Origin of the sequence: Pantoea sp. AS-PWVM4 (genome assembly GCF_000468095.1) — a bacterium.
GTDB classification, from domain to species: Bacteria; Pseudomonadota; Gammaproteobacteria; order Enterobacterales; family Enterobacteriaceae; genus Pantoea; species Pantoea phytobeneficialis.
The window spans coordinates 231638-255332 of the sequence record NZ_ASZC01000006.1 but is presented as its reverse complement, the minus strand read 5'-3'; the positions used below and the strand labels follow the sequence as shown (position 1 = coordinate 255332).

At 55.5% G+C, this 23695-nt stretch carries 22 protein-coding genes; 5 read left to right on the top strand and 17 right to left on the bottom strand.

Annotated elements, in window-relative coordinates:
- Positions 1-37: 37 nt before the first annotated feature.
- Positions 38-2308: a 5-methyltetrahydropteroyltriglutamate--homocysteine S-methyltransferase gene (metE, locus tag L579_RS08345; protein WP_021183811.1), complete on the bottom strand. Its 2271-nt coding sequence runs from the start codon at positions 2306-2308 to the stop codon at positions 38-40.
- 177 nt (positions 2309-2485) lie between these two features.
- Between metE and metR the strand changes: the two genes are divergently transcribed.
- Both metR and L579_RS08335 read left to right on the top strand, forming a co-directional pair.
- The gene (gene metR, locus L579_RS08340; protein ID WP_021183810.1) at positions 2486-3418 is read left to right on the top strand and encodes an HTH-type transcriptional regulator MetR; all 933 of its coding nucleotides are present in this window, start codon (positions 2486-2488) and stop codon (positions 3416-3418) included.
- A gap of 53 nt (positions 3419-3471) precedes the next feature.
- Positions 3472-3951 carry a YehS family protein gene (locus L579_RS08335; protein ID WP_021183809.1) on the top strand — a complete coding sequence of 160 codons (480 nt, stop codon included), beginning with the start codon at positions 3472-3474 and terminating at the stop codon, positions 3949-3951.
- Here the strand turns inward: L579_RS08335 and L579_RS08330 are convergent.
- The 3 genes from L579_RS08330 to pldB form a co-directional block, all read right to left on the bottom strand.
- Entirely contained in the window at positions 3948-4814 is an 867-nt protein-coding gene (locus L579_RS08330; protein WP_021183808.1) for a carboxylate/amino acid/amine transporter, read from the bottom strand. The genes L579_RS08335 and L579_RS08330 overlap by 4 nt on opposite strands.
- Positions 4815-4991: 177 nt before the next feature.
- A complete protein-coding gene (gene yigL, locus L579_RS08325) occupies positions 4992-5792 on the bottom strand; it encodes a sugar/pyridoxal phosphate phosphatase YigL (protein ID WP_021183807.1) in 801 nt (266 codons plus the stop codon).
- Between the two features lie 53 nt (positions 5793-5845).
- Positions 5846-6838, bottom strand: a complete 993-nt coding sequence (pldB, locus tag L579_RS08320) for a lysophospholipase L2 (protein WP_021183806.1) — start codon at positions 6836-6838, stop codon at positions 5846-5848.
- Between the two features lie 104 nt (positions 6839-6942).
- On the opposite strand from pldB, the gene rhtB reads away from it, so the two are divergent.
- Positions 6943-7566 carry a homoserine/homoserine lactone efflux protein gene (gene rhtB / locus L579_RS08315; protein WP_021183805.1) on the top strand — a complete coding sequence of 208 codons (624 nt, stop codon included), beginning with the start codon at positions 6943-6945 and terminating at the stop codon, positions 7564-7566.
- Positions 7567-7636: 70 nt separating this feature from the next.
- On the opposite strand, the gene rhtC is transcribed toward rhtB, so the two are convergent.
- Genes rhtC through pldA form a run of 3 tightly spaced genes read right to left on the bottom strand, consistent with a single transcriptional unit; the run spans position 7637 to position 10996 of the window.
- On the bottom strand, positions 7637-8260 hold the full coding sequence (rhtC, locus tag L579_RS08310; RefSeq protein ID WP_021183804.1) for a threonine export protein RhtC: 624 nt from the start codon (positions 8258-8260) through the stop codon (positions 7637-7639).
- Between the two features lie 12 nt (positions 8261-8272).
- Positions 8273-10096, bottom strand: a complete 1824-nt coding sequence (recQ, locus tag L579_RS08305; protein WP_021183803.1) for an ATP-dependent DNA helicase RecQ — start codon at positions 10094-10096, stop codon at positions 8273-8275.
- Between the two features lie 21 nt (positions 10097-10117).
- Positions 10118-10996, bottom strand: coding sequence for a phospholipase A (gene pldA, locus L579_RS08300; RefSeq protein WP_021183802.1), 879 nt, complete (start codon positions 10994-10996; stop codon positions 10118-10120).
- A gap of 187 nt (positions 10997-11183) precedes the next feature.
- On the opposite strand from pldA, the gene L579_RS08295 reads away from it, so the two are divergent.
- Together L579_RS08295 and rarD are read left to right on the top strand one after the other, a co-directional pair.
- Complete coding sequence (locus tag L579_RS08295) at positions 11184-11654, top strand: thioesterase family protein (protein WP_021183801.1); 471 nt, start codon at positions 11184-11186, stop codon at positions 11652-11654.
- A gap of 6 nt (positions 11655-11660) precedes the next feature.
- Positions 11661-12560 (top strand): EamA family transporter RarD, encoded by a 900-nt coding sequence (rarD, locus tag L579_RS08290; RefSeq protein ID WP_021183800.1) that lies wholly within the window; start codon positions 11661-11663, stop codon positions 12558-12560.
- On the opposite strand, the gene L579_RS08285 is transcribed toward rarD, so the two are convergent.
- The 10 genes from L579_RS08285 to L579_RS08245 form a co-directional block, all read right to left on the bottom strand.
- Positions 12531-13583 carry an AbrB family transcriptional regulator gene (locus L579_RS08285; RefSeq protein ID WP_021183799.1) on the bottom strand — a complete coding sequence of 351 codons (1053 nt, stop codon included), beginning with the start codon at positions 13581-13583 and terminating at the stop codon, positions 12531-12533. The genes rarD and L579_RS08285 overlap by 30 nt on opposite strands.
- Positions 13584-13727: 144 nt before the next feature.
- Complete coding sequence (corA, locus tag L579_RS08280; protein ID WP_021183798.1) at positions 13728-14681, bottom strand: magnesium/cobalt transporter CorA; 954 nt, start codon at positions 14679-14681, stop codon at positions 13728-13730.
- Positions 14682-14988: 307 nt separating this feature from the next.
- Positions 14989-15045, bottom strand: coding sequence for a YsgD/CorL family protein (gene ysgD / locus L579_RS24330; protein WP_367617716.1), 57 nt, complete (start codon positions 15043-15045; stop codon positions 14989-14991).
- A gap of 75 nt (positions 15046-15120) precedes the next feature.
- A complete protein-coding gene (uvrD, locus tag L579_RS08275) occupies positions 15121-17283 on the bottom strand; it encodes a DNA helicase II (protein ID WP_021183797.1) in 2163 nt (720 codons plus the stop codon).
- A gap of 52 nt (positions 17284-17335) precedes the next feature.
- Positions 17336-18052 carry a 5-amino-6-(5-phospho-D-ribitylamino)uracil phosphatase YigB gene (yigB, locus tag L579_RS08270; protein ID WP_021183796.1) on the bottom strand — a complete coding sequence of 239 codons (717 nt, stop codon included), beginning with the start codon at positions 18050-18052 and terminating at the stop codon, positions 17336-17338.
- Positions 18052-18960, bottom strand: a complete 909-nt coding sequence (xerC, locus tag L579_RS08265) for a tyrosine recombinase XerC (RefSeq protein WP_021183795.1) — start codon at positions 18958-18960, stop codon at positions 18052-18054. The genes yigB and xerC overlap by 1 nt, the downstream gene beginning before the upstream one ends.
- Entirely contained in the window at positions 18957-19661 is a 705-nt protein-coding gene (locus tag L579_RS08260; protein ID WP_021183794.1) for a DUF484 domain-containing protein, read from the bottom strand. The genes xerC and L579_RS08260 overlap by 4 nt, the downstream gene beginning before the upstream one ends.
- Positions 19658-20482: a diaminopimelate epimerase gene (gene dapF / locus L579_RS08255; protein WP_036625919.1), complete on the bottom strand. Its 825-nt coding sequence runs from the start codon at positions 20480-20482 to the stop codon at positions 19658-19660. Before dapF ends, L579_RS08260 begins: the two co-directional genes overlap by 4 nt.
- A gap of 30 nt (positions 20483-20512) precedes the next feature.
- On the bottom strand, positions 20513-20716 hold the full coding sequence (locus L579_RS08250) for an LPS translocon maturation chaperone LptM (RefSeq protein WP_036625841.1): 204 nt from the start codon (positions 20714-20716) through the stop codon (positions 20513-20515).
- 121 nt (positions 20717-20837) lie between these two features.
- Positions 20838-23396: a class I adenylate cyclase gene (locus L579_RS08245; RefSeq protein WP_021183791.1), complete on the bottom strand. Its 2559-nt coding sequence runs from the start codon at positions 23394-23396 to the stop codon at positions 20838-20840.
- Positions 23397-23695 lie beyond the last annotated feature (299 nt).

Sequence of the window (23695 nt, the reverse complement as noted above, 5' to 3'; positions counted from 1 at the left end):
AGGGGCGCTTACGCGCCCCAAAGTGTCAACACAGCATTCAGGCTGTTTCACCGCGCAGGTGCTTCGCCGCGATAACCATATTCGCCAGTGCCTGACGAGTTTCTGTCCAACCTCGGGTTTTCAGACCGCAGTCCGGATTCACCCACAGACGTTGCTCCGGGATACTCAGCGCGGCTTTACGCAGCAAATCCTCCATCCATTCAACACTCGGTACGTTCGGTGAGTGGATGTCATACACACCTGGGCCGATTTCATTCGGGTATTCAAACTCTTTAAACGCATCCAGCAGGTCCATGTCGGAACGTGAGGTTTCGATGGTGATCACGTCGGCATCCAGGGCGGCAATCGAGTCCATGATGTCGTTGAACTCGCAATAACACATATGGGTGTGGATCTGGGTGTCATCCTGCGCCACGGCGGCGTTGAGACGGAACGCATCCACCGCCCAGGTGAGGTACGCCGCCCAGTCAGATTGATGCAACGGCAGGCCTTCACGCAGCGCCGGTTCGTCAATCTGGATAATGCCGATACCGGCTTTTTCCAGATCGGCCACTTCGTCGCGCAGTGCCAGCGCAATCTGTTTAGCGATGGTTTCACGGCTGACGTCTTCTCGCGGGAACGACCAGCACAGGATGGTGACCGGACCGGTAAGCATACCTTTGACCGGTTTGTCGGTCAGCGACTGCGCATATTTCGCCCACTCCACGGTGATGGCTGCCGGGCGGCTGACATCACCGATGATCACTGGCGGTTTGACGCAGCGTGAACCGTAGCTCTGTACCCAACCGTTCTGGGTAAAGATGAAGCCATCGAGATTTTCCCCGAAGTATTCGACCATGTCGTTACGCTCTGCTTCGCCGTGCACCAGCACGTCCAGACCGAGGCGTTCCTGCTCGACAATCGCCTGTTTGATGTGTTCAGCGATGCCGGTACGGTAGTGGCCGCCATCAATGTTGCCTTTTTTAAAGTCGAGGCGCAGGCCGCGAATTTCTGTGGTCTGGGGAAATGAACCAATGGTGGTGGTTGGCCATGCGGGCAGATTGAAGCGGTTACGTTGCGCTTTGGCGCGTTCACGGTAAGCGCTGTGACGCTCAGTATCTGCGGCCTGAATATTGGCCAAACGCTGCGCCACGGCGGCATTGTGCACCCGGCTGGAGTGGGCACGGGCTCGGATTGGCGCGCTCCAGGCTTCCAGTGACTGGGCATCATTGTTATTCAATGCCTTGCTCAACAATGCCAGCTCTGCGCATTTTTGCAGGGCGAAGGCGAACCAGCTTTTGACTTCATCATCCAGGCGGGTTTCCACGCTCAGGTCGATCGGGCTGTGCAGCAGGGAGCAAGAGGAGCCAATCCACAGTTGCGGGCGTTGCCCCACCAGCGGTTGCAGGCGCTCAAACCAGCGGCTGAGATCAGCACGCCAGACGTTGCGACCGTTGATCACCCCGACCGACAGCAGCCATTCGGCAGGCAGTTGTTGGTGGAGCTGTTGAATATCGTCTTTGCCGTGCACCAGGTCAACGTGCAGGCCCTGCACCGGCAGCGCTTTGATCACTTCCAGGTTTTGGCCGATGCTGTCGAAGTAGGTGGTCAGCAGCAGTTTGGTTGCCCCCTGTAGCGCGTCATAAGCGGGTTGAAACGCCGCACGCCACGCCGTTGGCAGTTCCAGCGACAGTGCCGGTTCATCAATCTGCACCCATTCGATACCGCGTTTATTCAGTTCAGCCAGCACCTGTTGGTAGACCGGCAGGATCGCTGGCAGCAATGACAGGCGGTCAAACTGTTCACCCTTCACTTTACCCAACCACAAGTAAGTCACCGGACCGAGCAGCACAGGTTTGACGTTGTGACCGAGCGCCAGCGCTTCGTCCACTTCGTCCAGCAATTGGGTCCAGGTCAGTTTGAACTGCTGCCCACGGGTGAATTCCGGCACCATGTAGTGATAGTTGGTGTTGAACCATTTGGTCATCTCCGCGGCAGCCGCTGGTTCACCGGTCGGAGCACGGCCACGGCCCAGTCGGAACAGGGTATCGAGATCGACTGAACCCGCTTTATTCTGATGACGTGCCGGTACGTTGCCCAGCAGCAGGCTGGTGGTCAGTACGTGATCGTACCAGGCGAAGTCGCCCACGGGCAGCAGGTCCACACCCGCATCTTTCTGTTGTTGCCAGTGGCGCGCGCGCAGTTCACGGCCCACAGCCAGCAGCTCTTCCTGTGAACTGTTACCTGCCCAGTAGCTTTCCTGAGCTTTTTTCAATTCACGACGCAAACCGACGCGAGGGAAACCGAGTGTGTGGTTCAGAATGGTCATTTGTTGTTCTCCAGGTATTCTTAACTGTGCAGCACGCGCTTCAAATCAGGGCCAACATAGACTGGTCACAACGCTTGCTGGAGATGTTTAGCCGTCCAGATGTTTACACCGCTATATTCTGCGGGTACTGTATGTTCCTCAAGCGCAAATTGTTCAATCTCGATGTGAAGGATTCTCATGATCGAACTCAAACACCTGCGAACGCTGCAAGCGTTAAGGAATACCGGTTCGCTGGCTGCCGCCGCTGCCCAGCTTCATCAAACGCAATCGGCGTTGTCTCATCAGTTCAGCGATCTGGAGCAACGGCTGGGCTTTCGCCTGTTTGTGCGTAAGAGCCAGCCGCTACGCTTTACGCCACAGGGGGAGATCCTGTTACAACTGGCTGAGCAGATCCTGCCGCAGATTCAGCAAGCCTTGCAGGCTTGTCATGAGCCGCATCAAACCACGCTGCGTATTGCGATTGAGTGTCACAGTTGCATTCAGTGGCTGACGCCTGCGTTAAATAATTTCCGTCAGAGTTGGCCCCAGGTGGTGATGGATTTTAAATCTGGCGTGACCTTTGACCCACAACCAGCCTTGCAACAGGGTGAGCTGGATGTGGTATTGACCTCGGATATTCTGCCGCGCAGCGGTTTGTTCTATTCGCCAATGTTCGATTTTGAGGTGCGTCTGGTGATGGCCCCGGATCATCGACTGGCAAACGTTGAGCACATTTCACCGGAAGATTTGGCAGATGAAGTGCTGATGATTTACCCGGTGCAGCGTCAGCGTCTCGATATCTGGCGAAACTTCCTGCAACCAGCAGGCATCAGCCCAGCCCTGAAGAGTGTCGATAATACCCTGTTGTTGATTCAGATGGTGTCAGCCGGTATGGGCATTGCGGCGTTACCACATTGGGTAGTGGAGAGTTTTGAACAACAAGGGTTGGTGGTGACGAAAACGTTGGGCGATGGGTTGTGGAGCCGTTTGTATGCGGCGATGCGCGATGGTGAGCAGCGTCAGCCGGTGCTGGAGGCGTTTGTGCGCTTTGCCCGTCAGCATGCCTGCGAACATTTGCCGTTTGTACGTGATGCTGCGCGCCCGGGTTCGTTACAGCCCCTGTCTTCCTGAGTTAGCCTGCTCTATAATGCGCCGCCTTAACCCGCGACCAGGAGATTTTCACCATGACTAATAACGATGTGCTGCGCAGTGTGCGCTATATGCTGGACCTGAGCGACAGCAAAGTGGTGGAGATTTTTGCTCTGGCAGGCAGCGATGTGCCGCTGGAAGATGTTCAGGCATGGCTGAAGAAGGACGATGACGCTGCATATCGTCCTTGCCCGGACGTGCTGATGGGGTATTTCCTTAACGGTTTAATTTTCCATCGTCGTGGTAAAAGCGAAGATGCGCCTGCGCCGTCGATTGAGCGCCGGATGAATAACAACATTTTCCTGAAAAAACTGCGCATCGCGTTTGCCCTGAAGACCACGGATATCCCCGAGGTGTTGCTGAAGGCGAACTTTAAAGTTTCTCAGGCGGAGATTGGCGCGATTTTCCGTAACCCGGATCATAAAAACTATCGCGAGTGCGGTGACCAGATTCTGCGTAACTTTTTGAAGGGGTTGACGCTGGTGCAGCGTCCAACCCCCGTCAAAAAGGCTTAATGGCTGGTGGTGGTTTTTCCCAACACCCAGCGTTTATGAACGTAAAGTGACGCAAAAATCACGATGGCTCCAGCGATAAAGCTGGGCCAGTGCGGTTTTTCCTGCCAGATAGCCAGGTTCACCAGCAAGCCAGCCGGAACGTGCATATTGTTCATAATCCCCAGCGTCCCCGCATCCACCTGGGTCGCGCCGTAGTTCCACATAAAGTATCCCAGGCCAGACGCCGCAACGCCGAGCCACACCAGAATGCCCCATTGCAGCGAAGTGGTCGGCAGTTTGTTGGGATTACCCCACAGGCTCCAGGCAATCACCGCAATAATCACCGCGCCGAGGTAGAACCAGGAAAAGGCGGTGTGCTGCGGCATCGGACGTGTTTCCTGCAAACGCTTGTAACCTACCATGCCAATGGCAAAGCAGATATTCGCCGCCTGCACCAACAGCAGGCCAAACCAGAAATGATCGCTGACTTTGTCGTAACGGATAATCGCCGCGCCAATCACCGCCAGCATGGCGCTAAAGGCATAGCCGATGCGCAGTGGACGCCGACTGAGCAAATCATAAATCAGAGTGACATACAGCGGTGTCATCACGGTGAACAGCAGGAATTCGGTGACGCTCAGATAGAGATAGGCTTCGAAACTCAGCAGGTACATGACACCCAGTTGCAGCATTCCCACCAGCATATACAGCAAGATGGTTGAAGCGCGATAGCCACGCCAGCGCAGGAAGGGCAGGAACACAATGGCTGCCAGCGCCAGGCGCATCAGCACCGAGAACCAGGAATCCACCTGACCCGCCAGATATTCCCCGATTAAACTAAAGGAAAAAGCCCACAGAATGGTGGTAACGATCAATAACAGCACGGTAACGATCCCAAAATGAACAGTGCCGCTAGTGTAAACAAACTGTCGCTGCCTCGTTGAATTATCTGGTTTACAATCGCATAAAACACAAGCACCCGTAGCGGCGCGATTTATCGCGCGGGTTTTTCCTGCAACGCACACGAAATTGCGCGATAAATCGCGCCGCTACGGGTCAGGTTATGCCAGGAACAATTTACGCAGCGTCTGCGGCACAGCGTCTTCGGCATTGCTGCCAATCACTTCCAGCGCAGGCAAGGTATCTTTCAGACGCTGATGGGCATTACGCATGATGCAGCCCTTACCGGCCATGCTGAGCATCTCGACATCGTTCATGCCATCACCAAACGCGATGCACTCTTTCAATGAATAGCCGAGCTGTTTTGCCACCGCTTCCAGCGCATGTCCCTTGGAGACACCCCCCGCCATCACTTCGAGACAGGTCGGCAGCGAGAAGCTGACGTTGACCCGATCGCCCCAACGCGCCTCAATCGCCTGCTCCATCGGGATCAGATGCTCAGGATCGTCGCAGGTAAAGAACACTTTGCTGATGCCATCACTCGGCAGCATCCCCGGCTGGTAAACCTGGTAGTTAAACACCGATTCACGAAAATAATCCTGCTCCGCCGGGCGGTGACGGCTGATAAACCATTCGTCGTCACGGTAAACGTGGGTCAGAACCTGTTCATCGTGGTATTTCAGGCCATACAGATCCTGGGCGATGTCGGCATCCAGGTTATGGCTGAAGATCAACTCGCCGTCAGCATTGTGCACGCGTGCGCCGTTGGAGGTAATCATATAAGCCGGGATGCCGAGTTTGTCGCGCATCTGGCCCACATCGATATAGTGACGACCGGTGGCAAAAACGAAATGGACATCGCGTGCCACCAGCTCCTGCAACGTGGTGCGGGCGAAAGGGGTCAGACGATGGTCCGGTGAGAGCAGCGTGCCATCCAGGTCGGATGCGACGATGTGGTACATGGAAACCTCTGGTATTAATGTCGGTTGGCCGTAGCCGGAAAATAAAAAATCAATTAAACGTGGCGCGCAAAAAAATCCACCACCGCATTTAGCGCCTGGGCGCGCATCGCGTCTGTTTCAAACAGGATCTCATGGCGCGCGCCTTCAATCACATAAGGCGTGACACCCTCGCAGGGATGTCCTGCTGCTGCCATCGCCTCACAAAACAAATCCTGCGAGCGGTTATCCACCACCCGGTCTTCGCTGGCCTGCATCAGCAGCATCGGCGTGGTGATGTTATTCACCTGACTGATAATGCTGCGCCCCGCCTGTACCCCTTCACGTACCCAATGGTAAGTCGGGCCACCGACGCGAATCGCCGGATCGTCAGCGTAAAAACGTAAGTTGCGCTGATAACGTTCCCGGCTGTGGGTCAGTTGGTTGATGCCGAAGGGATGGGCCCGCCAGCGCCCGGTGCCGAGGGCATAACCATCGCGCAGCGCGGGCATTTTCTCTGCCCAGTCAAGAATGCGGTGCGCGAGGAAAGGCGGCAACGGCAAGGTAATACCAAACATCGGTGCCGCCAGCGCCACGGCGTGAAACGCCCGTGGCTGACGCGCCAGAAACAGCGCAAGGATCGCCCCGCCCATCGAATGCGCCAGCGCATAGCGCTGCCGGTAATGACCACTGACGATCTCTTTCAGATAAAGCGTTTCCAGATCGTCGACATAATCATTGAAATCCACCACATGCCCGCGGTGGGAATCTTCCAACAGACGATCGGAGCGTCCCTGACCTCGATGGTCAATAATCACCACATCAAAACCACAGTGGAACAGGTCATAGGCCAGCTCCGGGTATTTGATGTAGCTTTCAATACGTCCGGGAACAATCAGAATGACACGATGATGTTGCGGAGAAGTGAAACGAACATAGCGCAGGGTGAGATTCCCCACGCCGGTAAATTCACACTCTTCACGACGGTGCCAGAAGTCGAGCAGCGGACCGGTAGCAAAGGAGGCAAACGCCTTTTCACGCCTGAGCCAACTCTGTTTTATCTTCTGCATCCGCCCTCCTGAAAAAAACGTCAACGCCACACGTCCACTCCATAGCGTGCCGCGATTTTCTGGCGTATTGTGTCACACTTCGCTTACATCAGGGAATGTCACACATGACCATTGAATGGTGGTTAACCTACCTGCTTACCACAACCATCCTTAGCCTCTCGCCGGGTTCCGGCGCGATTAACACCATGAGCACCGGCATCAGTCACGGCTATCGCGGCGCAGTGGCCTCGATATCTGGCCTGCAAATTGGTCTGTCGGTACATATCGTGCTGGTGGGTGTGGGTCTTGGCGCGCTGTTTTCTCAGTCGCTGCTGGCGTTCGAAATCCTGAAGTGGGCCGGTGCCGCCTATTTAGTGTGGCTGGGTATTCAGCAATGGCGCTCGGGTGGCGCGCTGGATCTCAATGCTGTCGCCAAAGCGATGCCGCGTCGTCGCCTGTTTAAGCGCGCGGTGTTGGTTAACCTGACTAACCCCAAAAGCATTGTGTTTCTTGCCGCGCTGTTCCCGCAGTTCATTCAGCCGCACCAGCCACAGTTGATGCAATATCTGGTGCTCGGCGTCACCACGGTGGTCGTAGATATTATCGTGATGATTGGTTATGCCACCCTCGCCACCCGCATCGCCGGTTGGATTAAAGGGCCGAAGCAGATGAAGGCGATGAACCGAACGTTTGGTGGTTTGTTTATGGCCGTCGGTGCGTTGTTAGCCAGCGCACGCAGAATCGCCTGATAGTTCGTAGCGGCGCGATTTATCGTGCGCCTATAAACCCGCGCGATAAATCGCGCCGCTACGGATAAAATTACCGTGAAATGATCAGGTGGATGCCGAAGCCGGCAAACAAGACACCCGCCATGCCATCAACCCACTTCGCCATGCGCTGATATTTATCACGCATCCACGGCAGAGCAAAAATCGCCGCCACCACGGTAAACCAGGCGAAGGTTTCCACCAGAATCAGCAGAAATAATCCCCAGCGCTCCATTGCGCCGACATCATTGCCAACAAACAGCGAGAATACGCTGCCGAAATAGATAATGGCTTTCGGGTTGGAGAGGTTGGTCAGCAAGCCTTTAAGGAAGCTCATCCCTTTTTTCGGCAGCTCCACGACGGGTGCTTCGCTGTTTGGCTGCTGATGACGCTGACGCGCCGAACGCATCAACTGCCAGCCCATCCACAGCAGATATAAGCCGCCACCCACCATGATGATTTGATGCAGCCACGCCATTTTTTCCAGGATCAGATGCAGGCCCATCAGCGCCACACCGGCCCACACCATTACTCCCAGCGTGATCCCCAGCACCCCCATCATCGCTTCTTTACGCGAGCGGCTGGCAGCAGTCTGCGAGACAAAAAAGAAGTCCGGGCCAGGACTCATCAGCGCGACCAGATGTACCAGTGCGACGGTAGCGAATAACATCAACATGCTTTTTTTCCTTTACTCTTCATCAAGATGTTCTTTGATCATCACCAGGAACGGTTTACCAAAACGTTCCAGTTTGCGATGGCCGACACCGTTCACGCTCAGCATTTCTGACGCGCTCACCGGCATCTGTTCCGCCATCTCAATCAACGTGGCGTCGTTAAACACCACATACGGCGGAATATTCTCCTCGTCAGCAATCGCTTTACGTAACTTACGCAGCTTGGCGAACAGTTTGCGATCGTAATTGCCGCCATAGACCTTCGGCGAGCTGCTGCGTGTTTTCACCGTCACAATGCGCGGCACCGCCAGCATCAGCGGGATTTCTGCACGCAGCACCGGACGAGCCGCTTCGGTAAGTTGTAACGCGGAATGCATGGCGATATTTTGCGTCACCATGCCGAGATGGATGAGCTGACGCAGCACGCTGACCCAATGTTCGGTGCTGTTATCACGGCCAATGCCGTAAACCGGCAATTTGTCGTGGCCGTTGTCGCGAATACGCTGGTTGCTGGCACCGCGCAAAACTTCAACAATATAGCCCATGCCGAAGCGCTGCCCGGTGCGATAAATGCTGGACAGCGCTTTCTGCGCCTCCACCAGACCATCGTAACGACGCGGTGGATCGAGGCAGATATCGCAGTTGTCACACGGCTGCTGACGTCCCTCGCCAAAATAGTTGAGCAGCACCAGACGACGGCAGGTTTGCGCTTCAGCAAACGCGCCCATCGCATTGAGTTTATGGCGTTCAATATCCTGCAACGGCCCAGGCGTTTTCTCTTCCAGACATTTACGCAACCAGGCCATATCGGCCGGGTCGTACAGCATCATGGCTTCGGCAGGCAGACCGTCACGTCCGGCGCGGCCCGTTTCCTGATAATAGGATTCGATGTTACGCGGAATATCAAAGTGCACCACAAAACGGACGTTGGGTTTGTTGATGCCCATACCGAACGCCACGGTAGCCACCACGATTTGCAGGTCATCGCGCTGGAAAGCCTCCTGCACCCGCGCACGCTGGGCGCTGTCGATACCGGCATGATAAGCACCCACGCTCAGACCACGGCTTTGCAGGCGGGCAGCGGTGTCTTCCACCTTAGCGCGGCTGTTGCAGTAAATAATGCCGCTTTTGCCGCGCTGGTCCTGAACATAGCGCAGCAACTGCTCGGTCGGTTTGAACTTCTCCACCAGCGTATAGCGGATGTTCGGTCGATCGAAGCTGCTGATTTGAATCAGGGGATCGTGCATCTGCAACAGATGCGCGATGTCATTACGCGTGGTTTCGTCAGCGGTGGCGGTCAGCGCCATCACCGGCAGCTCCGGGAAGCGCTGGCGCAGTTGGCCCAACGCACCATACTCCGGGCGGAAATCGTGGCCCCATTGCGAGATACAGTGCGCTTCATCCACCGCCAGCATCACCGGATTCCAGTGGTGCAGGCTGTCGAGGAAGTTATCCATCATCAGGCGTTCAGGCGCGATATAGAGCAGTTTCAGGCGACCGCTACGACAATCGGCAAACACCTGTTGCTGCTCTTCACGCGTCTGGGTGGAGTTAAGGCAGGCCGCAGCCACACCGTTAGCCAGCAATTGATCGACCTGATCTTTCATCAGGGAAATCAACGGCGAAACCACCAGCGTTAATCCCTCACGCACCAGCGCCGGAATTTGATAACACAGCGATTTGCCCCCGCCGGTGGGCATAACCACCAGGCAATCGCGCCCTGCCAGCGCCGTTTCGATGATGGTTTGCTGGCCGGGACGAAATTGCTGGTAGCCGAAGGTATCCTGTAATACCTGCTGCGCCAGCGTTTCCTGATTGAGCACTGCCGATGTTGCCACGGTAATCCTGTTGTTTGCTTATCAGAACAGATCGTTGAGCGTTACGCCGACACCCACACGCGTCTGGCGGTGGTTGTAGTCGATGAGCGATTCACCATAGCCGCTAAACAGCTGCGTGTAAAAACGCACATGCTCGCTGATCGGGTAGCTCCAGGCAAAGGTTGCACCGCCGTAGCCACTGTTCCAGTTGTAATTGCCTTCCACGCTAAAAATGCTTTCGCCGTACATGTAACCCAGCTTCGCGCGGTAATAGCCCATGTATTTGGTGATATCCGGGTTGTCATCATTGCTGGCGCTTTCCGGGATACGATACCAGGGTTTGATCTCAGCGAGGAAATTGCCGTTCTCCGCCATCAGGCGCGCATATACGCGGTTCCAGCTACGAGAAGTCGGATCGCTGCGGCCGTTTGACTGATGGTTCAGACCCATCTCCACATCGCGCAATGTCCAGCCACCCAGCGAGTAATCCGTCGCCCAGCCGAGGAAAATCTGCGGCTCATAGTTGGTTTCACGAAACGGTGAAGAGGCGCCACGATTGGAGAGCTGCCACCAGGAACGCTGGGTATAAGACGCCGCCAGTACCGAATTGTCGCCCAGAATACCGCGCCACAGCGGAAAGGCCAGACTGAGCTGGAATTTTACTTCATCCTTTTTGGCTTTGTCTGCCCAGTCGTAAGAGGAAATGGCCTCTTTGTTCATGTCGCTGGTGTAGGTGTAAAGCAGATAGTTGTTTTCGTAGGGATAAAGCACGAATGGGTTATCGTGTTTCTCCAGCAGGTTAGCAATAATACTGCCCTTTACCGCTGGTGCATCATGAACCTCTTTAATCGTGGCTTCATCCGCCTGCGCCATAGCAGGAATTAACAGAGCCGCTGCCAGCAAGGCGCGCTGCTTACGCATAGAATTCTCCAGTGGGCACTGCATAGTCGTTTGGTAACGGTTTAAAAAAGCAGGTCATTCTACACACAAACTTAACCCTTGATTAGCGACGATTTCTGAAACTGGAAAGCGGCTCTGACGCGGCATAATATACACAATTCTTTAACATCCATCGCCCCATACAAGGGGTTGTTTGAAGGCCACCACCATGTCATCACCGATGCTGACACCGCAGGAAGCACGCCGTCTGATTGGCGAAATTTTTGTTTATCATATGCCGTTTAATCAGGCACTTGGGCTGGAACTGGATCGGCTCGAACCCGATTACGCCGAACTGGGTTTTGCCAATAAAACCATGCTGGTGGGGAATGCCGCGCAAAGTATTTTGCATGGCGGCGTGATCGCCTCGGTACTGGATGTTGCCGCTGGCCTGGTTTGCGTCAGTCATTCGCTGACGCGCCAGGAGAACATCAGCGAAGAGGAGCTGCGCCAGCGCTTGTCGCGGATGGGTACGATTGATATGCGCGTGGATTATCTGCGTCCGGGTCGCGGCGAGCGTTTTGTCGCCACCAGCAGCCTGCTGCGTGCCGGTAATAAAGTCGCGGTCGCCCGCGTTGAAATGCATAACCAGCAGGGTGATTACATCGCTACCGCCACTGCGACTTATCTGATCGGTTAGGAAATCATGGATACACAACAAACGCGCCAGGGTATCGGCTATGCACTCGGCGCCTATTTTCTGTGGGGGGTGGCACCGGCCTACTTCAAGCTGGTCAAGGTTGTCCCTCCACTTGAAATCATGACGCATCGGGTGATTTGGTCAGCATTGTTTATGCTGCTGTTGATCACCCTCAGCCGTAACTGGAACCAGGTATGCAGCGTGATGCGCCAGCCAAAAAAAGTGCTGTTGCTGGCGTTCACCGCCTTCACCATCGGCGGCAACTGGCTGCTGTATATCTGGGCGGTGAATAATCAGCACATCCTTGAAGCCAGCCTCGGCTATTTCATCAGCCCATTGTTCAACGTGGTGCTGGGGATGTTGTTTATGCGCGAGCGCTTCCGTCCCCTGCAATGGTTGGCGGTACTGCTTGCCGCGCTCGGGGTGCTGGTACAGCTGTGGAAGTTTGGTTCGGTGCCGATGATTGCCCTCGGGCTGGCGCTGACCTTTGCGTTTTACGGCCTGATGCGCAAGAAAATTCAGGTCGATGCGCAGAGCGGTATGCTGATTGAGACGCTGTGGATGTTCCCGCTGGCGGCGATTTATCTGTTTGGTTTTGCCGATAGCGCCACCAGCCATCTGAGCGCCAACCCGCTAAGCCTTAACCTGAAACTGGTCGCCGCCGGGATTGTCACCACGGTACCGCTGATGCTGTTTGCCGCCGCTTGCACGCGTTTGCGTCTCTCAACGATCGGTTTTTTCCAGTATCTCGGTCCAACGCTGATGTTCCTGCTGGCGGTGGTGTTTTATGGCGAAACCGTCACGCCAGATAAAATGGTGACCTTTGGCTTTATCTGGCTGGCGCTCGCCTTTTTTATTGTCGATGCCGCGATTGCCTCAGCTCGCACGCGCGTGCGCGTAGCGTGAGATAAAACGCGCCAGCGCCGGGCCGGTAAGCAAAATGGTGAACAGACGCAAGGTTTGCAACGCCATCACAAAAGCGATATCGACCCGGCTTCCTGCGGCGATGATCGCCACCGTATCCAGCCCGCCAGGGCTGGTTGCCAGATAAGCCGTCATCAGATCGACGTGCAACACCCGCGTCAGCATCCACGCCAGCCCACCACACAGCAACATCAGACCAATAATCGACACCACCATTTGCGGCAAAGTGCGTAGCGCCAGCAGGAAAATCGGGCGGGTGAAACGCAGTCCGACGCTCCAGCCGATTAACGCATAGGCCAGCGCCAGCAGCCATTCCGGCACCTGTAACGTCGCCACGCCCGTGCCCTGCATCGTGGCGCCAATCAGCGCCGGTAATAACAACGCGCCAGACGGAATCCGTAACTTTTGCCCCAGCCAGGCACCGGCCACCATCACCACCAACGTCAGAAGAAAGCTGCTGTTGAGTGCAGGAAACCAGACCAGCTCGGCGTTACCGCCGCTGCTACCCAGCCCGATACGCGCCACCACCGCAGCGGCCGTGGCAACAAACAACACGCGCAGATACTGCATAAACGCCACCAGCCGCACGTCAGCACCAAAATCACCGGCCATTGCCACCATCGCCGAGGCACCACCAGGAGAGGAGCCCCAGGCACCGGTTGGTCCGGGCAGATTACTGAAACGCACCAGCAGGAAGCCAGACAACCCGCTGGCGGCCAGCGTCAGTGCCAACACCGCCAGCACCACCGGCCAATCCTGCAACAGGGGTGGCAGTATCGCCGGTGACAGGGTTTGCCCAATCATGCACCCCAATACCGCCTGAGCCAGCACAAACAAGCGTTTATCGATGCGCACCGACGCGCCAGAGAGTCCCATGACGGTGCCGACAATCATCGGGCCGAGCAACAACGCCGCAGGCAGGTGAAACAACTGGAAGATAATTCCCAGAATCAGTGAAGCAATCAGCAGAATGGTCCACTGCTGTCGCAAAGAGAGACGCGCCATAAGGTGGGATACAACGAATTAGTTAATCAGCAGGAAAGAACAGGTTACGCAGAATTGTGATTTATAGCCAGAAAATCGGGCCGTGTAGACGGCCCGACAATTGTTACATATTGCATGCGTAGCGGCGCGGTTTATCGCGTAATGTTACAACCAGTTTTTACGTTTGAAGTAGAGATAAGGTGCCAGACCCGCAAGAATCATCAACCCAATCGCCGCCGGGTAGCCGAAGCTCCACTTCAGTTCTGGCATAAATTCGAAGTTCATCCCGTAGCTGGACGCCACCAGCGTGGGCGGCAGGAACACCACCGACACCACCGAGAAGATTTTGATGATGCGGTTCTGCTCGATGTTGATAAAGCCCATCGCCGCCTGCATCAGGAAGTTAACCTTCTGGAACAGCGATTCGTTGTGCGGCAGCAGAGACTCGATATCGCGCAGGATCTCACGCGCCTGCTCCAGTTGGTTCGCCGGTAGACGCGCTTTGCGCACCAGGAAGTTCAGCGCACGCTGGGTATCCATCAGACACAGACGGACCTTCCAGCCGATATCTTCCAGTTCCGCCAGACGCGACAGCGCTTCGTCGTACTCTTCGCCCTGCTGCCCTTCCATAATCACGCGGCTCAGCTTTTCCAGCGCGCTGTAGATGTTTTCGATCTCATCCGCCAACTGTTCGATTTTGGTTTCAAACAGATCCAGCAGCAGTTCAAACGCATTGCCGTCAATCAGGGTTTGGTTACGGGCGCGCATACGATAGAGACGAAACGCGGGCAGTTCACGCTCGCGCAGCGTATAGAGGCGATCTTCACGGATGGTGAACGCCACGGTCGAGTTACCGGCATGATCTTCCGCATCTTCATAAAAGAAGAAGGAGTGAATATGCAGGCCATCTTCGTCTTCAAAGAAACGCGCCGAGGCTTCGATGTCTTCCAGCTCCGGGCGTGTTGCCAGGCTCTGGCCCAGCTCACTTTGCACTCGTTCGCGCTCGCCTTCATCGGGCTCGATCAGATCGACCCACACGGACGCGTTGAGTTTGTCGTTATGGTCTTCCAGTTCGAGACGCGTCAGGCGGCTGCGATCCAGTTTAAATGCGCTCAGCATAGCAATACTCCCCATTGCAGACTTAATGGGACAAGGCGGTGAACCGTTGCGCTTACGCAAAACGGGCACGGCAAAGCCTGAACACCGAAACTTTCGCCTCAAGGTATACCCTAAATAATTCGAGTTGCGGGAAGGCGGCAAGGATGTGAATCCCCGGGAGCTTACTGTAGTAAGTGACTGGGGTGAATATCCGCAGCCAACGCACCTGCAACTTGAACTATGACGGGTATAATCAGTGCTGACTCATGCGACGGGACAAAAAGGGAGGTCGCTGATAACCGCTAAGGCTACCAGCTAAGAGGTAGCCTTAGATGTTATTCCTGTGAACCAGGGGGTTGAGCCAGCATCGACTGGGCGTGTCCAAGGCATTGTCCTCTCATGATAATAGTGGGCGCATGTTACGCTGAGACGAAAAAGTCGTCAAGGCAGCGCAACCGCGCTACACCGTTTCCAGCCGGGCATAGGCAGCAACCAGCCATTTGATGCCCTGTCCCTGAAAAGCGACCTGCAAACGGCTGTGCTCGCCGCTGCCTTCGAGGTTGATAATGGTACCTTCGCCAAATTTGGCATGGCGTACACGTTGGCCCAGCGCGAAGCCGCTGTCGTTTTGCGCGATCGGTGTTCCCATGCGCTGATGATTGACCGGACGGCTCACGCTGGCACGTAAACGTACCTCTTCCACGCAATCTTCCGGCAGTTCACCAATGAAACGTGATGGCCGGTGATACACTTCCTTACCATAAAGGCGCCGTGTTTCCGCATAAGTCAGCGTCAGCTTTTCCATCGCACGCGTCACGCCAACATAAGCCAGACGACGCTCCTCTTCGAGACGGCCACCCTCATCGAGTGACATCTGACTTGGGAACATGCCTTCTTCCATCCCGACGATAAACACCTGGCTGAACTCCAGACCTTTCGCCGAATGCAGCGTCATCAACTGAACAGCATCCTGCCATTTGTCGGCCTGGCCTTCCCCTGCTTCCAGCGCTGCATGCGAGAGGAAAGCCTGCAACGGCATCAGATCTTCGTCTTCATCCTGGTAGCTGAACTGACGCGTTGCCGTCACCAGTTCCTCAAGGTTTTCGATACGCGCCTGGCCTTTTTCGCCCTTCTCCTGCTCGTACATCAGCCACAGTCCGGAATCTTTGATCACCCGGTCAGTTTGTACATGCAACGGAAGTTCTGCGGTTTCACTGGCCAACGCATCCACCAGTTCGCAGAAACGTTGTAGCGCCGAGGCTGCACGCCCCGCCAGCACCCGATTTTGTAGCAATTCACGCGTTGCCTGCCACAGAGTCAGCTGTTGTTCGCGCGCCGTCTGACGTACCACGTCAAGGGTACGATCGCCCACGCCACGGACCGGGGTATTCACCACGCGTTCAAACGCCGCATCATCGTTGCGGTTCGCCATCAGACGCAGATAAGCCAGTGCGTCCTTGATTTCCTGACGCTCGAAGAAGCGCATGCCGCCATAGATCCGGTATGGCATGCTGCCCTGGAGCAGCGCCTCTTCCAGCACGCGTGACTGGGCGTTGCTGCGATACAGAATCGCGCAGTCGGCCAGCGCGTTACCGTTCTCATGCCAGGCTTTGATGCGGTTGACCACGAAGCGCGCTTCATCCAGCTCGTTAAAGGCGCAGTAGAGGGAGATCGGTTCGCCATCGCTGCCATCGGTCCACAACTCTTTACCGAGGCGGCCATTGTTGTTGGCAATCAGGGCGTTCGCCGCTTTCAGGATGTTATTGGTGGAACGGTAGTTCTGCTCCAGGCGGATGGTTTCTGCGCCAGGGAAATCCTGCAAAAACCGCTGGATGTTTTCCACCTGCGCACCACGCCAGCCGTAGATCGACTGGTCATCATCGCCAACGATAATCACCCGGCCAGTATCACCCGCCAGCATACGAATCCATGCGTATTGAATGTTGTTGGTGTCCTGGAATTCGTCCACCAGTACGTTACTGAAACGCTCGCGGTAGTGATTGAGAATATGGGGTTTATTCAGCCACAGTTCGTGCGCACGCAGCAGCAGCTCGGCAAAATCCACCAGACCGGCGCGATCGCAGGCTTCCTGATACGCCTGATAAATCCGCAACCAGGTTTGCTCCACCGGGTTGCCGTAGCTTTCAATATGTTTGGGGCGCAGACCTTCATCTTTCTTGCCGTTGATGTACCACATGCCCTGACGCGCAGGCCATTGTTTTTCATCGAGGTTCATCGCTTTGATCAGACGCTTCAGCAAGCGCAGCTGATCTTCGCTGTCGAGGATCTGAAAATCCTGCGGCAGCCCGGCATCAAGATGGTGGGCGCGCAATAAACGGTGCGCCAGGCCGTGGAACGTGCCGATCCACATGCCGCCCTGGCTGGTGCCGATCAGTTGATCGATACGATGGCGCATCTCTGCGGCGGCTTTGTTGGTAAAGGTCACCGCCATAATTGAGTAAGGCGAGCAATTCTCTACCGACAACAGCCAGGCAATGCGATGCACCAGCACACGGGTTTTGCCACTGCCTGCTCCGGCCAGCACCAGCAGGTTGCTGCGCGGTGCGGCGACCGCCTCGCGCTGTTTGTCATTTAAGCCGTTAAGCAGATCAGAAACGTCCATAAGCACCGTTTAAAAAAGAAGGTCACCCAATAGCTGGGTAAATATACAGCCATTATAGCAGCGAGGTCAGTGATGCCAACTGCGAAATTTCAACATGCGGCAGCAGGCGCGCATCATCAATGTGCATCAGGTTGCCGTCGCGCAGGTTAATCCAGCACGCTTGCATCCCGGCACGTAGCGAACCGGCAACGTCGGTGGTGAGATCGTCACCCACATGCAGAATGTGTTCCGGGGCAATGCCTAAACGTTCAGACGCCAGCTGATACATATCCTGCCACGGCTTCGCGCGGCCATGTGGTCCGGCGCGCAGCGCGAACTCAAAATAGTGTGAGATCCCAAGTTTTTGCGGATCGGCATTGCCATTGGTGATCGCCACCAGCGGGACTTTATTACCGAGCGCGGTCAGGGTCGCATGCGTTTCTTCCGGCATGTCCACTTCGCTGCGCCAGCGATGGAACACACTCATCACTTCACTGGCGCCTGCGGTCGCTTCCGCTGTGGATAAACCGATGTTGATCAACGCCAGTTCGACCGAACGACGCCGCCACTCGGACACGTCGTGATAAATCTCCGGCTCGCGCGCCAGCAATTCATCACGCAGCGCCTGATATTCTGCCGGGGTGAAATCGCATAAGGCCGGATGATAAGCCTGTAACGCCGCATGGGATTCTGCGGTGGTTTTGCGGATCACCGGATGGTTGTCATATAAGGTGTCGTCGAGATCAAAGGTGATCGCTTTGATCGCACGCAGTGGACGGTAAAACTTCATTACGACTTTCCTCGTTTGGCGCGTGGGTGTGCGGAATCGTACACCGAGGCCAGATGCTGGAAATCAAGATGGGTATAGATTTGCGTGGTCGAGAGATTAGCGTGGCCGAGCAGCTCCTGCACCGCACGTAGATCGCCGCTCGATTCCAGCAAATGCGTAGCAAAAGAGTGGCGCAGCTTATGCGGGTGGATGTGGCTGGCGACGCCTTGTTTGATGCCCCATTCGGCAAAGCGTTTTTGCACGTTACGCGCCGAAATGCGGCTTCCACGGCTGGAGACAAACACCGCGTCATCCTGCGGTGCAAAGCTGGCGCGCAGCGGCAGCCAGTGCTGTAACCAGGTGACTGCGGTGCCACCAATCGGCACACGGCGTTCTTTGCTGCCTTTGCCCAGTACCCAGACTTCGCCCGCCTCCAGATCCAGATGGCGGATATCCATATGCACCAGCTCCGACAGACGCAACCCTCCACCATACATAGTTTCCAGCATGGCACGATCGCGTACCGCCAGCGGATCGTTGAGGTCAATTTCCAGCAGTTGATTGACCTCGTCAACATCCATATTTTTCGGCAGATGACGCGCATTACGCGGGGTGGCGATGCCTTTGGCCGGATTACCGCTCAGCATCCCCTGGCTGACCTGCCAGTCCAGGAAACTGCGCAACGCTGACAAGCGTAACGCCAGGCTACTGGCACCTAAACCCGCACGGCGACTGCGCGCGGCGATGTTACGTACCTGCGCCGGTTCCAGCTGTGTCCAGGCGGTGATTTTCATCTCATCAGCCATCGGGATGATGGCCTGAAGCTGGCGAGCATAGTTTTGCTGCGTCAACGGGCTAAGCTGGCGCTCGACTTTCAGATAACGCAGGAAGCCCTCAACGGCGGGAAGCAGCGGGCTGTCGCTGCTCATGCACGTTCGACCCAGCGTGACAGCAATTCTGGCAGCATCAGCGCCAGATGTTGCAGCAGCAACGTTCCCATGCCCGCCTGATAATGCTGGTTGTCACGGCTGCTGAAGATCAACACGCCCAGTTCACCGCGATCGCCCATCAGCGACATGGCTACGGAACCGATGGCTTTCGCCTGTGGCAACAGCAGCAGCAACTCAGGGCCATTGAGGTGACCAAGATAATGGTGTTCATTGCCGAAGCGCTGAATACGCAACGGCTCAAACGCCTGGCGTGACAGGCCCAACTGGGTGAAATCGGACGGTGCGCCGATGTGCCATTTGTCGCTGAACAAGCGTACATTGGCTCCGGCAAGGCCCAACTCACGCGCCCAGCGATGCAGACGCGTCAGCATATCTTGCAGGCTATCTGCGGCGGCGAGATGCCCCTGTAACGACAGCAGGCGATCAAACAGTTGATGGTTGGCCGTTGCCTGCTCCATCAACAGCGTGATCTCCTCTTCCAGCTGCTGGATATGGTTGCGCTGCCGCGCCATATGCCATTCCACCAGCGAAACGCTGCCGCGTACCGGATGCGGCACCATCATCTGTTCGACCTGGCGCGCATTGCGAATAAAAAAATCGGGGTTCTGACGCAGAAATGCGCTGACCGCCTGATCGTCCAGCAGCACCGCGCTGTCGGTCTGCTCTTCGACATTTTTCATAGATGAATAAACCCATCGTAGACGTGTGTGGCTGGCCCGGTCATAAACAGCGGTTGACCGGCCCCTTTCCAGGCAATATGCAGCGTTCCGCCGGGCAGATCAACGCGGACTTTCTCCGCCAGAATGCCCTGCTGAATACCGCAGGCAACAGCGGCACACGCGCCACTGCCACAAGCCTGGGTTTCACCCGCGCCGCGTTCATAAACGCGCAGACGAATGTGTTCTGGATTGACCACTTCCATAAAGCCGACGTTCACGCGCTCCGGAAAACGTTCATGGCTTTCCAGTACCGGGCCGAGGGTTTCCACCGGCGCGGTTTTCACGTTCTCAACCTGGATAACGCAATGCGGATTACCCATCGACACGGCGCCAAACATCACGGTCTGGTCGGCCACGCGCAGCAGATAGAGATTCTCGGCTTTGTTGGCACGGAACGGGACCTGCTGGGGTTCGAAGTTTGGCTCACCCATATTGACGCGCACCAGCTCGTCATTGGTGACGCTCAGCACCATCCGGCCGGTTTGGGTACTGACGCGGATATCGCTTTTGTTGGTCAACCCTTTCAGACGCACGAAACGGGCGAAGCAGCGCGCACCATTGCCACACTGCGCCACTTCACTGCCATCAGCGTTGAAAATTCGATAGTGGAAATCAAGATCCGGATCGTAAGGCGGTTCGACAATCAGCAGTTGATCGAAACCGATCCCCAGATGGCGATCCGCCAGACGGCGAATCAGCTCCGGCGAAAAAAAGACGTTTTGCGTCACGGCGTCCACGACCATAAAGTCGTTGCCAAGACCGTGCATTTTCGAGAACTGCATTTTCTGCTCCGCCGGATTACTCATGGGAGATTAATTCCCCTGCATGCCTTGTTTGTCGGTAACTAAACCACCCACATCCGCACTTTTCGCTGCTTGCTGCTGCTGTTCAGTGGGCTGGGTATTGGTTTTTTTCGGTTGTTCCGGAGGCGGAAAATATAAGGGGCCTTTCAGACCACAGCCTGCTAAGCCGACCAGTGCCAGCGCCATTCCCAGCTGACGTATCATTTGTCTCATTCTGTCTGCTCTTTCTGTCCTTTCCTGGATGCTTATCATCGCAGTTGACGTTGTAAAAGCAACAGGAAATACCGGCAAACACGTTACAGGTCCGACACCTGCCACGCGAGCGCGGGCAGGATCAGTGCATTTGATAACGCGGCTGGAAATCGCCGTTGTCGTTGTCAGGCTGTGTGGCGCACAGCTGCGTCAGCGTCTGACTGCGGAAGGGGATCACCTGGAAGCGATCGCCTGCATTCACAATCTGATAGAACTGCGGCAAGTTGAAGTTGATAAAGCTGGAACCGTAGGTAAAACGGTCATGCGATGACGAGTAGAAACGGCTGACGTCACGCACCAGTTCTTCTTTGCTGCCTTCGCAATGATGGTACACCTCAACGCGGTTGGTTTCGTCGAGGATATAAATGTTGAAGCCGCGATCATCATTGGTATCTTCAAAGAAGAACTGGATGATGCCTTCGCTGGCATAGCCGTTAACCACCGGTGGCAGCGGCGTCTGGTTCGACTCCACTTTAATCGACAGTCCATGCAGCTTGTTATTGGAAATCGCGCCGTAGAACTCGACCGCATTTTCCAGTTTCTGCACCGACACGCTCATGCGTTCAAAGAACAGCCCCCAGGTCTGGCCCGCCATGCGCAATGCTTTGAAGCGGCCCGGTTCCTGACGGGTACTGGAAAGACGCAACTCGATGCATTCTGACACCAACTGCTGGACGCGGGTACGAATCAGGCCGCGCAGATGCTGGCTGTAGCAGAACACCTCTACCGTATCCGGCGGGGCAGCATCCTGATGCATTTTGCCAAGGATGGTTTTCAGCGCTTCGATCATCGCCTGCTCGCCGCTGAAGTGCAGCGTACGCACCTCATTCCACGAGTTGCGGTACAACAGATCAATGCTGCCAATCAGGCATTGCTGCTGCTGACCGAAACTAAACACGTCCAGTTTACGGAAATCGAAATGCACCACCTGATTGCGGAACGCGGAGGTGGGATCGTGTTCGAGGTTAACGATAATCGCCAGGTGTCGAATTTCACACGGGCTGTAGAGCGCTTTTGGCGTCGGTGCCGGTACGCGCAGCGGGAAATGATGCGAGACATCATTCACCAGCTCCTGCAAACGCGGCAGATCGCAGAGTTCATTGCCCTTGATATGCAGCCGGGTTTTGCTGGTCATCAAACCGTTAAACCACGCCCACGCCACCAGTTTGTTCAGGTAGCGGTTATATTCCAGCGGCTGATGGCTGATGATGGAACTCATGTCCGGCGACTGGTTATACAGATACCAACCTGCGCGATTGGCGCGACCAGCCGGGACGTGAATAAAGGTCAGATTATCTTCCGACAGGTCGGGCGAAATCTGCGGGTTCACCAGCGTCACCTTGCCGGGTAGCGCTTCAAAGGCAGCATACAGTTTACGCGTCAGCACGCCGATGTCCTGCGGGCTGGCGCTGACGCTTAAATTGTTACGGCGTGCGAAACGGATCAGGTTGCGATAGCTCTGCATCATCGCATCCAGCAATTCATTGTGCGCTTCACGCACGCGCTCGATTTTCCACTGCGCGCGGTTATCCAGCACCGCCAGCTTCTCGTCGTCCCAGCCCCACTCTTTCACCAGCTGCGACAGGATTTCGCGGCGCCAGCCGGAGCGGTGATGGCTCTCTTCACTGGAAAGTTTTTCACATACTTTGAGGTAGAAGCAGCGACGCACCAGATCAAGACGTGCCAAATCGTCAATACTGGTGAGATAACGCGTCACGCGTTCCAGCATCATGCAGTAGGGATCAAGACCGAAGCAGACAATTTCGCCGTCGTGCAGGCGCTGCTTGATGTCCATCGCCAGCAGTTGGGTATTGGGATATTCCCAGCTATAGGCTTCCAGCAGCAGCGTTTTCAGCACCGCTTTGTACGGTGAATCGATGCTTTTATACAGCTGCCACAGGCTGGCACCGAAATACTCTTCGGCTGACAGGGTGCCGAGGCCACCCAGATCAAGCCATTCGTTCGGTGTCAGCACGCCCTGGGCGTACAGCGACATGACGTAATCGTCGTAATGATGCTCCTCTTCACCGGGCACCATGTTCCACAGGATACGTTTACCGGCCATACGCACAGCGGTACGGTAAAATTCATCCAGCAGCAAAATATGTTGGGTCGAGCCGCAATCTTCTGCACCGAGACTGCCGCTTTCGTTATGACGGAAACGGTTCTCATCGATTAGGAAGAAGCTGACTTCCACCCCCATTGAGACGCACCATTTCTGCAACAAGGTACATTTACGTTGCAGGTTGAGGCGCTCTTCATTATCCAACCAGGATTGATGACAAACCCAGATATCAAGATCGGAGACGCTGTTCTGGCCGACAGAGGAGGTGCTGCCCATTGAGTAGATGCCGGTGATCGGCATTTCGCCTTTGGCACCGGTGCTGAGATGTAGCGGCTGTTTACCCGCCAGATCCTGCAACAGTTGTTGTTGGTTTTCATCAGGCGTGTAAAAGCTGATGCCATGTGGAACGTTACCCTCAAGGTAACCCGGCATCAGCGGATGATGATAATGCAGTAATGTTGGCAGCAGACTGTAGACGTGCTGGAAAGCAGGTCCCATCGCAGCCAGCGCGCGATCTACACGCAGCTGGTTGATAGCATCCAGTCTCTGTTTCAGTGTCTCAATGTAGAGGTACAAGACGTTTCGCCTGATTGTCCCAGTGTTAAGCACCCTGTTTCCGAAACCTGCCACTTAATAATAAAGATATCGGGCAAATTATTGCTGGAAACGTGATCAATCTAACACCTGGCAGATTGACCGTAAAGAAAGTTGCGCTACTTAACAGTTTAGCACGTTCCGAACTAACCCCTGCGTTTTCGGACTATGACCTCAGATTATTCCCCGGTGATCGCGGCGAAATCTGACATCAGAGTCTTTTCAATCCGTTGAAACTGACAGCATTCCCCTATCGATGGTAGGATATTCGATGAACGATC